The sequence below is a fragment of the Bradyrhizobium sp. cf659 genome, from assembly GCF_900113725.1.
In the GTDB taxonomy this organism is placed as follows: domain Bacteria; phylum Pseudomonadota; class Alphaproteobacteria; order Rhizobiales; family Xanthobacteraceae; genus Bradyrhizobium.
On the sequence record NZ_FOQJ01000013.1, the window covers coordinates 78,497 to 89,122 of the forward strand.

Annotated in this window: 6 protein-coding genes; 2 read left to right on the forward strand and 4 right to left on the reverse strand. The window is 66.5% G+C overall.

The window, feature by feature from the left end; all coding sequences use genetic code 11:
* The first annotated feature begins 21 nt into the window (after positions 1 to 21).
* Both BM118_RS34775 and BM118_RS34780 read left to right on the forward strand, forming a co-directional pair.
* Complete coding sequence (locus tag BM118_RS34775) at positions 22 to 1,083, forward strand: siderophore-interacting protein (protein WP_177234965.1); 1,062 nt, start codon at positions 22 to 24, stop codon at positions 1,081 to 1,083.
* The gene (locus BM118_RS34780) at positions 1,080 to 1,934 is read left to right on the forward strand and encodes an ATP-binding cassette domain-containing protein (protein WP_092191777.1); all 855 of its coding nucleotides are present in this window, start codon (positions 1,080 to 1,082) and stop codon (positions 1,932 to 1,934) included. Before BM118_RS34775 ends, BM118_RS34780 begins: the two co-directional genes overlap by 4 nt.
* Positions 1,935 to 1,947: 13 nt before the next feature.
* On the opposite strand, the gene fhuB is transcribed toward BM118_RS34780, so the two are convergent.
* The 4 genes from fhuB to BM118_RS42705 all read right to left on the reverse strand — a co-directional run bounded on the left by fhuB (position 1,948) and on the right by BM118_RS42705 (position 10,525).
* Positions 1,948 to 3,954, reverse strand: a complete 2,007-nt coding sequence (gene fhuB / locus BM118_RS34785) for a Fe(3+)-hydroxamate ABC transporter permease FhuB (RefSeq protein WP_092191779.1) — start codon at positions 3,952 to 3,954, stop codon at positions 1,948 to 1,950.
* Positions 3,941 to 4,873 carry an ABC transporter substrate-binding protein gene (locus tag BM118_RS34790; protein WP_092191781.1) on the reverse strand — a complete coding sequence of 311 codons (933 nt, stop codon included), beginning with the start codon at positions 4,871 to 4,873 and terminating at the stop codon, positions 3,941 to 3,943. Before BM118_RS34790 ends, fhuB begins: the two co-directional genes overlap by 14 nt.
* A gap of 83 nt (positions 4,874 to 4,956) precedes the next feature.
* Positions 4,957 to 5,937: an alpha/beta hydrolase gene (locus BM118_RS34795; protein ID WP_092191783.1), complete on the reverse strand. Its 981-nt coding sequence runs from the start codon at positions 5,935 to 5,937 to the stop codon at positions 4,957 to 4,959.
* A gap of 4 nt (positions 5,938 to 5,941) precedes the next feature.
* Positions 5,942 to 10,525 (reverse strand): amino acid adenylation domain-containing protein, encoded by a 4,584-nt coding sequence (locus tag BM118_RS42705; RefSeq protein WP_349529787.1) that lies wholly within the window; start codon positions 10,523 to 10,525, stop codon positions 5,942 to 5,944.
* Between the last annotated feature and the right edge of the window lie 101 nt (positions 10,526 to 10,626).

Consider the following 10,626-nt stretch of genomic DNA (forward strand, 5'->3'; position numbering starts at 1 on the left):
CAGGCCCGGTGGAGAATGACTTTGGACTTGCTTATCTCCGAGACCCGCATCGCGCTTCCCGATGCCGCCGGCCTCGCTGCGCGGATGATCGATCATCTGGCCGAGCATGACATCGCCTTCGAGGACCGGGACGGCCTCATGGTGGCGAAACTGCCGTTCGGCACCAGTTCCCTCGCCGTCGAGGCCGAAGCGCTCAAGATCCGCGTCGAGGCCAACGACAAGGGCAATCTGGAAATGCTGCGCTCGGTCGTCGCCTCGCATGTGATCGAGTTCGCGGGAGACATTGCTCCGACCATCGTTTGGTCCGGTCATGAATCCAACGGCGGCATGCTGGCCAACTTCCGCGAGGTGCGGCTGAAAGCCGCGATCACCCTGACGCCGCACATGCGGCGGCTGACCTTCACCGGCGACGACATCGCCCGTTTCGTGAACGACGACGACCTGCACGTGCGGCTGTACTTCCCGCCCGAAGGCCTCGCCAAGCCCGAATGGCCGTGGCCCGCTCCCGACGGACGTATCCTGTGGCCTGAGCCCGACCGCAGGCCCATCACGCGTTATTACACGATCCGCCGCATCGACTTGCAGAGTCGCGAGATCGATATCGACTTCGTGGTCCATGATCACGCCGGACCGGGCTCGGCGTTTGCCGTCGATGCGAAGGCCGGCGCCATCTGCGGCATGGCCGGCCCGCTCGGCCGCGGCATTCGTCCGGCGCGCTGGTTGCTGCTGGCGGGCGACGAAACCGCCCTGCCCGCCATCGCGCGAATTCTCGAGACGCTGCCGGCGACGGCGACGGGTGAGGTCTTCATCGAGGTCGCCGATCGGCGCGAAGAAGTTCCGCTGGTCGCGCCGAGCGGCGTAGCGGTCCGCTGGCTGCATCGCGAGGGCCGTCCGGCCGGGACGACGCAGCTCCTGGTCGACGCCGTCAAGACAGTGCGATGGCCCGACCATCGGGAGGTCTTCGCCTGGGTCGCGTGTGAGGCGCAGGCGCTGAAGGCCCTGCGAAACCATTTGCGCGACGAGCGCAAGCTCTCCCGCGATCAGCATCTGGCCGTCGCCTATTGGAGCCTGCGCCAACCATGACGTTCCAGCACGCGCAGACGGGCGAAACGACGCTCGCCTTGCCGACCGACATCAGGCAGGCCTCGCCAAAAGCGCCCGCCTCCTTGTTCGAGCTCGACCAGGTCGGCTTCGCGGTAGCCGGGCGCGCGCTGCTCGAACCGCTCACCTTGTCCCTTCCGGCCCGCAGCGTCGTCGGGCTGATCGGGCACAACGGCTCCGGCAAATCGACCTTGCTGAAATTGTTGGCGCGCCAACAGCCAAGCTCGTCGGGAACGATTCGTTTCGAGGGCCGCGCGCTACGCGCGTGGAGCGATCGGGACTATGCCCGCAAGGTCGCCTACCTGCCGCAGCAGACGCCGTCCGCCGCCGGCATGCTGGTCAAGGAGCTGGTCGCACTCGGTCGCTATCCCTGGCACGGCGCCCTCGGACGGTTCGGCGACATCGACCGCGAGAAGGTCGCAAACGCCATGGCGCTGACCCATATCGAGCCGTTCGCGGACCGGCTGGTCGATACGCTGTCGGGCGGCGAGCGCCAGCGGGTCTGGATCGCCATGCTGGTTGCGCAGGATGCCGAATGCCTGCTGCTCGACGAGCCGACCTCGGCGCTGGACATCGCTCATCAGATCGAGGTGCTGTCGCTGGTCAAGCAGCTCGCCCGCGAACGCAATCTCGGCGTGGTCGTCGTGCTCCACGACGTCAACATGGCCGCCCGCTTCTGCGACGAGATCATCGCGCTCCATTCCGGGAAGCTGATTGCCCGCGGCACGCCCGACAAGATCATGACGCCGGCCGAGCTCGAAACCATCTACGGCATCCCGATGGGCGTGATGCCGTCGCCGGATCACGGCCATCTCATCAGCTTCGCGCGATGAGCAAGCATCGCCGTCAGCCGCGCTGCGGCCGCAGCAGCCAGATAAGATAGGGCCCGGCAAGCATCATCGCGAAAATGCCGGCGGGCATCTGGAACGGAAAGATCACCATGCGTCCGGCCCAATCCGCCGTGACCATCAGGATCGCCCCGATCAAAGCGGCCAGCGCCGCCTGATGCAGCGCGCGCTGCGCGCCCATCATCCGTGCCATGTGCGGCGCGATGAATCCAACCAGGCTCAGAAGACCCACCATCAGCGTTGCTGTTGCCGTCAGCAATGCCGTCAGCAGCATGATGATGATGCGGCTCCGCGCCAGCGAAACGCCGACCGAACGCGAGGTCGCCGGTCCAAGCGGCAGGATGTCGAGCCAGCGCGACAGCATCGGCACCATGATCAGCAGAATGAGCGCCGCGGCGGCGAGGATTGCGGCCTCGGCCGGACCGATCTGGTAGAGCGACCCGGTGAGCAGCGACAGCAGCGTGTCGATGCGCGGATCACCGGTCGCCAGCGCCATGGCGATGATCGCGCCGAATGCCGCGCTCATGGCGACGCCGGCCAGCAGCACGCGCTCCGGACTGAACTCGGACCGCCGGCTGAACAGCAGCACCAGCGCCAGCACGATGAAGGCGCCGATCCCCGCTGCGGCAATCTGCGCCAGTCGCGTGTGAGCGGGAAAGAGATAGAGCAGAACGATCACGCCCATCGCGGCGCCATAGCTGATGCCCATGACCTCCGGCGCGGCCATTGGGTTTCCGGTCATTCGTTGCAGCAGCGTGCCGGCGACCGCCAGCGTCGCGCCCGCGGCCAGCGCCGACACCACGCGCGGCCAGCGCCACGGCCAGAATTCCTGCAAGCCGGACAGACCACTCCAGCGCCAGCCGTCGGAGCCGACGCCGAGGGCAAGTGCGATCCAGACGGCGAGCAGCAGCAAGACGAGGGCGAACAGGATCACGCGCCAGGGGTGATCCAGACGTGGCGGAGCGGATGGCGTGAGGTTTCCCATCGGCATGGCGGCCCGCAGCCGTGGCAGCAACACGAGCAGCATCGGCGCGCCGATCAGGGCTGTCACCGCACCGGCCGGCATTTCGCGATAGCCGGGCGGGATCAACAGCACGAGCTGGTCCGTCAGCAACAGCAGCAGGGCGCCGCAAAGAGGCGCCCAGATCAGCCGATCGCGAAAGCGGCGCGCGCCCGACAGCATGACGATGGCGGGTGCGGACAGGCCGACAAATCCCATGACGCCGACCACGCTGACGACCGACGCGCTGAGCGCGATCGCGATGACGAGTGCGAAGACCCGGGCTCTCGTCAATCCGAGGCCCAGATTGCGCGCGGTCTCGTCGTCGAAGCCGAGCAGGGTCAGCGGACGAACCATCGCCGCGATCAGCACGATCGAAATCACGAGCCGCGGCGCCAGGAACGTGACGCTGCTCCAGTCCTGCTGGTTGAGGAAGCCGGCGCCCCAGATGAACAGCCCGATCAGATATTCGTGGTTGAGCAACACCAGCGCCTGGGTGGTCACGGCGCAGTAGTAACTGACGATCAATCCGGCGAGCACGAGCACAACAGGCGACAGCGCACGTTTCCAGGTCAGCCCGAACACGCACAGGAACGCAGAGAACCCGCCGAACAGTGCGATCCACTCCCGGCCGAAGGCCAGCAGCGACGGGGCCCGCAGGGTCGTCACGGCCAGCGCAAGATAGGCGCCGTTCAGGACACCGATGGTGCTCGGTTCGGCGAGCGGATTACGCAACACCTGCTGAGAGACAGTGCCGGCCAGGCCAAGGGCTGCCCCGGCCAGCAGCGCCACCGCGATGCGTGGAAATACGGTGTAGTGAACGAGCATCTGCTGCGGATCGGTGATCTCGGGCCGCCACAACACCGGCAACCACGCGCCGGCGGGCAGATATCCGGACAGATTCCGCCAAGTGAGCGCGGCGACGACCGCCACCAACAACCCGATCAGCATCGCCGGATGCATGTCGAAGCCGGACCGGGCCGGCAGCGCATCAACCTTGCTCATGATTTTCCCGCGGCAGACGTTCGGCGAGGAGACGGGCGAAACGTTCGGCCGCCGGCACGCCGCCATAGAAGAACTGATTGTCCAGGACCGTCAGCCGGTGCGACCGAAGAGACGGCAGGGTCCGGAGCACCGGGCTTGCCTTCAGCAAGGCTTCGACGTCGGCGACCCGCGAGGTCATCAGGACCAGGCGCGCGTCGGGAACCGCGGCGAGCACTTCCAGCCCCACGCTGGTATATCCCCATGGGCCGCTCTGTCCGGTCCAGGCATTCTTCAATCCGAACTGATCGAGCACCTCCTGATAGAGGCTGTTCGGACCGAACACGAGCGCGCGGTTGCGCGCGATCTCGCTGACGAGATAAAGCGGCTTGCCGCCGCGGTCGCGGAGCCGCTCACGGTAGCCGGCCATGGCGACATCGAAGCGGACGAAATAGGCCTCGCACGCTCCCTGCACCCCGAGACGCTTCGCAAGCTCCATCGTCGAACGGCGCGCCGTGTCGAGGGGATGCCCGCCGGGTCTGAAGATCGTGAACATTTCGACCGGCGCGATCAGCTTGAGCCGGGGTACCGCGGCGGCGATGCTGGGATCGATGACGATGATGTCGGGCGCGAAGCTCTGTAGCAGCTCGAGATTTGGCTCCGAGCGCAGACCGATCTCCTGAACGCCGGACGGAACGGGCGGCTCGACGACGAGCCGGCCATAGCGCTCGATCTCCGGTATCACCAGCGGCACGACGCCGAGCGCCAGTATCGTCTGGGCACAGGCCCAGCCGAGCGCGGCAATTCGGGGCCCGGATTGCGATCCGGCGGCTTGGGCAAATGCCATCGGCCATGCACCGGCAAGTGCCGTGCCTCCGATCGCCGCACCCGCGCCGAGAAGCGTGCGGCGGGACAGCCTGTGGTCTGGGACAAAGGTGCTCATGGGATTCGGTTCAGGAGCCCCTTGCAGAGAGGCCACGAGAAATGACGATCATGACATACCCTCGCTCACGCCGCATTTCCATATCAAGCCACCTTTTCGCTCGCGGCAAGAAAGGCCTTGGCCAGCGCCTGCCCGATTGCCGCCCTTGCCTGCAAGGCATCGGCCACGACATTCCCCATGCGCAGGAATTCATGGATCATGCCGGGATAGACGTGCAGATCGACGGGAACGCCGGCTGCGCGGAGCCGTGCCGCATAGTCGCTCCCCTCATCCACCAGGGGATCGAACTCGGCGAGCACGATGAACGCGGGAGCCAACCCAGATAGATCGTTTGCTGCAAGCGGCGCGAAGCGCCAATCGTCGCGGTCCGAAACGTTGCGGAGATATTGCTGGAAGAACCAATCGACGGTGCTGTGCTCCAGGAGATAGCCAGTACCATATCGCTCGTACGACGCGGAGGTCTGCCGGGAGCTGAGGCCGGGATAGGCGAGAACCTGAAGCACCGGTTGCGGAAGGCCCCTGTTTGTCCTCGCCTCGATCGCGAGCGCGGCGGCAAGCGTCCCGCCGGCGCTGTCGCCGCCGACGGCAACGCGGCGCGCATCGAGCCCGATCGCGCGGCCCTCGCGGCCGATCCAGGCCAGCGCATCGACCGCATCCTCGAAGGCGGTGGGAAATTTGTGCTCCGGCGCAAGCCTGTAGCCGACCGACAGCACGGCCGCGCCGCTGTCCTCGGCGAGACCGCGGCACAATGGCTGATGCGAATCGAGGCTTCCGACCACGAAGCCGCCGCCATGCATGTAGAGAAGGACCGGAACTGGACTGCGATCGCTCGGCGCCGCGCTCGCATAGAGCCGCGCCTCGATCATCGCGCCATCCCGCGCCGGCAGCGAGAGACGGCGCTCGTAGCCAAGCGCCGGCGGATCGACGTCGAGCAACGGCGAGGACGCATCGAAATCGGCCCGCGCCTGCGCGGCGGTCAATTGCGGAAACGGAATACGCGCACCGCTTTCGGTACCTGCCTGCACCATCTCGAGCAATGCGGCGATATCTGGATCAAGGCTCAAAGGCTCACTCCGCCGGTTCCGGAACCGTGTCCTGCACGATCGTCGATGCCGTCGCCGGCACGAGCACGCCGCAGACCTCATCGAGCAGGCCGGCGTCCTTCAGGATCGTGAAATGATTGTCGCCCACGACGCCACGATCGACCGCCGTCGGCAGCTGCAATTCCAGCCGATCGCGCTGCGCCAGACGGGCCGACGTCCACCAGCAGAGCGGCGTGGCTTCGAGGCCGCGCGGCAGCGTGGTGTTCTGGGCCAGCCTGTTAAGATGCCGTCCGACCGCGAACGCGGCGGACAGATCGTCCGCGCCGAGCGACGTGTCGTCTGCCGGCGCTCTCCTGCCCGGCTCCACAAAGGCCGCGACCAGATCGCGAATGTTTTGCGGCGTCTCGGGCAGATCAGCACGTTTCGCTGCTTCGACCTGCGCCTCGATGCGAGCAGCCGTAGCGTTCGGAAGAACGGCCGACAGCAATCCGGCGAGATCATCGGCCCAGTAGGCGATCGCCTCCTGCCGGCTCGATCCGTCCGGCTGCCGCGGCACGAAGCTGTCGACCATGGCGAGACGATCGACGCGCTCGCCGCCGCGTTCGAGGTCGGCCGCCACGAGACTGGCGAGAAGGCCTCCCAGCGACCAGCCGACCAGGCTGTAGGGACCGCGCGGCTGCATCAGCCTGATCTCGGCCGCATAGTCCATGGCCATGGCTTCGAGCGAGGCGTCGGTCCACGACGGATCGATCAACATTCTGGATTGCAGGCCGATCACCTGCCGACGTCCTTCGAGGCGGCGCGCCAGCGGACCATAGTCGAAGACCGTACCGAAGCCGCCATGCACGCAGAACACCGGGTTCACGCCGCGAACCGCAGCATTCAGCGGCAACAGCGCCGATGGCGCGGGCGTGACGGCGGACGCCGCGGTAGCGTTGCCGGCGAGCAGCGCACGGATCGTCGGCTTCTGAAGCAGATCGCGCAGCTTGATCTCGATCCCGAACGCCTTGTCCTGACGGAGCCGCGCCACGACCTTGAGGCACAGAATCGAATTGCCACCGAGCTCGAAGAAATTGTCGGTGACCCCGACCTGCGGCACTTTCAGAATTTCGGACCACAGGCGGGCCATCGCGGTCTCTGCCGGGCCTTGCGGCGCGACGAAGCTCCGCATCGACGCGTCGGGAGCCGGCAACGCACGCCGGTCGATCTTGCCGCTCGACAATGTCGGCAGCCGCTCCAGCACCATGATCCGCGCCGGCACCATATAGGCCGGCAGGATCTGCTTCAGGAAACCGGTCAAGCTCTCGACCAGCGCCTCGGCCGCAGCCGGCGAGGCGTCGCCTGCCTCCTTCGGCGCGACATAGGCGATGAGCTGATTTCCAGCTGTGCCCGGCACTGCCACCACCGCCGCCTGCGCGATCGCCTCGTGACGGAGCAGCGAGGTCTGGATCTCTCCGAGCTCGATGCGGAAGCCGTTGACCTTGACCTGGTCGTCGCTGCGGCCGAGATATTCGACGGTCCCGTCGTCGCGCCATCGCGCCAGATCGCCGGTGCGGTACAGCCGGGCGCCCGGCACCGCCGAGAATGGATCAGGCACGAACCGCTCCGCGGTCATGCCGGCTTTGCCGTGATAGCCGCGCGCCAACCCGAAACCACCGAGATAGAGCTCGCCAGCGACACCGGCGGGAATGATGTCGAGCGCGCCATCGAGAATGTAGGCGCGGCGGTCGCCGACCGGCACGCCGATCGGCGCATAGGGCGTGTCGCATTCGGACGCGCCATCGACCTTCCAGACCAGCGGCGTGACGACGGTTTCGGTCGGGCCATAGCCATTGATCAGGATGCGCGGCTTGAGAACGCGCCTGACTTTGTCGAAGCCCGCCTTTGGCATCGCCTCGCCGCCGAACGAGTAGAGCTCGACCGGCGGCGGGTTGCCGTTCTGCTCGACGCACTCCGCGACCTGCTGGAGGTAGGCCGGCGGCAATCCGATATGGCTGACGCGATGGGCGTGCAGGTTCTCGACCGTCTGCTCCGGCGTCCACAATTCGGCGTCACGCATCAACAACCGTGCGCCATACGACAGAACCGTCAGCCAGCGCTCATGGGCGCCATCGAAGGCCAGCGACAGGAAATGCAGCTCGCAAGAGCTTTCGTCGATCTCGTAGAGGCTCCCCGTGACGTGACAGTGCATCGCCAGCGGGCCGTGGGCGACGGCGACGCCCTTCGGCGTCCCGGTCGAGCCCGAGGTGTAGATCAGATAGGCAAGGCTTTCAGGATGCAATTCAAGTTGCGGCGGACGGTCGGGTCCCGCGTCGAAGTCGAACGTGGACAGCGAAATTCTTTCGACACCATCCGGACTGCCCTCGATCTCGAGCCGTCCCGTCAACAGAACCGCGATTGCGGCATCGCGCATGACGAACGCACGCCGCTCGGATGGCAGCTCGGGATCGAGCGGAACGTAAGCCCCGCCCGCCTTGAGGACGGCCAGCAGCGCGATCATCGTGATTTCTGTTCGCTCGACCACGACGCCGACGCGCTGCTCGGGTCTGAGCCCGCGGGCAATCAGGTGATGGGCGAGACGATTGGCCCTGCTCTCGAGGACTCCGAACGAGAGCACCGTGCTGCCGATGGTCAGCGCCGTCCGCTCCGGATGACGCTGCGCGTGACTGCTGATCGCCGCGTGCACCAGCGGCAGCGGCGGGCTTGAGCTGGCGTTACGATTGCAACGATCTGCAAGCGCAGCATCGAGCTCCGTGACAGGAGAGATGCCGCCAAGCAGAGCCGAGGCGTCCCGCGTCAGCGCCGCCAGCAAATGCTCGAACTGCGCCCTGATCTGCTCCGCCTGCACTGCGGTGAAATGGCTCGGCATATAAGTGTACTCGACCTGAAGCGTGTCTTCGACGAGCACCGACAGGTCCATCGGATAGTTCGTCACGTCGACATTCTTCAGGCCGCTGAACTGCAACGCGCCGGCGCCGCGGTGCATGCTGCGTTCGATCGGATAGTTCTCGAACACGATGATGCTGTCGAACATGGTCTGACCGGCGCGCCCGGCCCAGCCCTGGATGTCATAGAGCGGCGTGTGCTCGTAATCCCGGATCGCCGAATTTCGGTCCTGTAGCGCGCGCAGCCAGTCTCCGATGGAGCTGGCGGGCGGAAGCGTTTCGATCACGGGCAGCGTGTTGATGAAGAGCCCGAGCATCTGCTGGGATCCGTCGAGATTAGCCGGACGACCTGCCACCGTCACGCCGAACGTCACCGTGTTCTGGCCCGTATAGCGCTGCAACAGCAGCGCCCACACACCTTGAACGATGGTGTTCAACGTGATCCGCGCGCGGCGCGCGAACGCCTTGAGTTCCGCGGTCGCCGTCTCTCCGAGACGCGTGTAACAGCGTTCGTGGCCGGATGCCTGATGGCGGCGCGCACCGAAGGCATCGGCGAGCTGGGTTGGCTGGTCGAAGCTCTTAAGCTGCTCGCGCCAGAAGGCTTCGGCAGCCCTGGCATCCTGCGCCAGCAGCCAGGCGATGTAGTCGCGGTAGCGCGTCGCGTTCGCAGCAGGCGTGCCGCCGTAATAGCACTCCAGGACCTCTCCGACGAACCTCGCCGAGCTCCAGCCGTCCATCAGGATATGATGATAGGTCCAGATCAGCCGATACAGGTCGTCCTGGAGCCGCAGCAGCCGCACCCGCTGTAGCGGCGGCGCCTGGAGATCGAACTCGGCGGCGCGCTCATCGGCAAGGACAGCCGCAATCCGCTCGTCACCGATCGCCTGCCCGCGCCAATCCTCTTGCTCGAACGGCGCGATGGCGTCGCGATAGACAGCTTGCAGCGGAGAGCCGGAGAGCTCACGCCACAGGAAACCGGTCCGAAGCATCTGATGACGCGCGCTCACCTCGCACCAGGCCTTGCCAAGGCGTTCCGGATCGAGGCCGCGGATCTCGACACTGACCTGGTTGACATAGACGCCGCTGCCGGCATCGCGCAGGCTGTGAAACAGCATGCCCTGCTGCATCGGTGACAGCGGGTAGACGTCCTCGATGCGGCTCCAGTCCAGGCCAAGCCGTTCAAGCTGCTCGGCAGACAGCTCCGCGAGCGAGCTGCGCTCCGATGCCGGGGCGTCCTTGTCGGAGCCGACATCGCGGGACGACGCAATCAGTGCCTCGATGGTCTGATGCCGGAACACGTCACGCGGCTCGATGAGCACGCCTTCGCGCCGCGCGCGGCTCACCATTTGCAGCGAGATGATGGAATCGCCACCGAGCTCGAAGAAATTGTCGGTGACGCCGATCTTGGGCTGGCGCAGCAGATCGGCCCAGATCGCGGCCAGCGCCGCTTCCGCCGGCGTGCGCGGCGCGACATGCTGGGCGGAGGCCGCAAGCTGATCCGGCGCCGGCAGCGCCTTGCGGTCGATCTTGCCGTTCGGCGTCAGCGGCAGGCGGTCGAGCACCACGATCCGCGCCGGCACCATGTAATCCGGCAGCACCATGGACAAGGCGGCCTTGAGCGCAACCCCATCCAGCGCTTCGCCGCTGACATAGCCGACCAGCTGGCGGCCGGCGCCGGCCTCGCGCGCGACCACCACGGCCGCGCGGACACCATCCTGCGCCATTAGCCGCGCCTCGATCTCGCCGAGCTCGATACGGAAGCCGCGGATCTTCACCTGGTGGTCGGCGCGGCCGACATAGTCGAGCACGCCGTCGGACCGCCACC